Origin of the sequence: Bacillus sp. JJ1127 (assembly GCF_036965845.1) — a bacterium.
Taxonomy (GTDB): domain Bacteria; phylum Bacillota; class Bacilli; order Bacillales; family Bacillaceae_G; genus Bacillus_A.
Window position 1 is genome coordinate 2,380 of sequence record NZ_JBALQK010000322.1, and the last position, 1,104, is coordinate 3,483.

Below are 1,104 nucleotides of genomic sequence, written 5' to 3' on the forward strand. Positions count from 1 at the left end.
TGAGTTGAGATATCATTTCTTTCAAATAGAAATAATGCAAGTGTATTTAAGTTAATAAAATAAAGTGATGTCATTTCTTCTAGATGTTTATTGTAACTTGCGTCAGAGACATATGAGCTTTGTAAAGGTATATATTTTAAAAGTTCATTTATAGATTTTTTTCCGTACTTAAATTTATGATCCTTTATTAATTTGATTATTAAACTAATATGATTTTGAAGAATAGTATTATATAAATTTAGTTGATATCTAGAATGCTTCGAAATTAAATAATCGTGTTTAGGCATAGGATCAAAAGTATTCATACGCGGACTATTTAAAAAGTAATGTAAATTTTTAAACCATTCTTCAAGATTTTCTTCGGCTGTTTTTCCTAAATCTTTTATGCAAACATAAGTAATCATTTGATAAATACTATCTATTTGATAACTAATCGTTTTGTATAAAAGGCGATTTGGGAGTTTACAATAAGTGAGCATAAGATAATGAAATCTAATTGCCTTGATTTTTTTCTCTAATGCTTGTGCTACTTTGATTGAACCGAAAAAGGACAAAGTCATTTTTAATAAAAATAAACATGAAAATGTTAATAAGATTGAAAACCACCCAATATAAGTAGTGTATTTCTGTGTAAAAGTAAGTTGAGAAGCAATTAATTTTTCTGAACTCATGACACCAACGATATATGTACCTATACATAAAGTAGAAACAGAAGTTAATAAGAAATAAGCTAAGTATAAATAGTTTTCAGTTAGATTTAATGAGGACTCGGACATATTTTTTTGTTCACGATAAATAAAATAGAAAAAGGGTATGCTAAGAGGTACCATAGCCTTTATAAATTTAGTAGTCGAGTCAATTAAATCTAAAGTTAGTTTGTCGTTAGGATAATTAATACCTATAATATTATATAAATTAGGTAAATTAACTAAGTTTATATCTAAAAATTTAATACTTAAAATGATAAGAAATATTACTATAAACAGTGTCCACCAAGATTTAAGTATAATGTTTACTAATGCTAGGGTGCTGAAAAAAAGCGTAGCCAAAAATTCAAAAATAACTCTAGTAGCTTCTATAAAGAAATGGATTTGAGTCAATATT

1 protein-coding gene is annotated in these 1,104 nt (G+C 25.5%); it reads right to left on the bottom strand.

Annotation, left to right across the window (positions count from 1 at the left end; genetic code table 11):
• Nucleotides 1-1,104, bottom strand: a 1,104-nt coding sequence (locus tag V7183_RS23665) for a hypothetical protein (RefSeq protein ID WP_335361032.1), incomplete at both ends; no start/stop codon positions are given.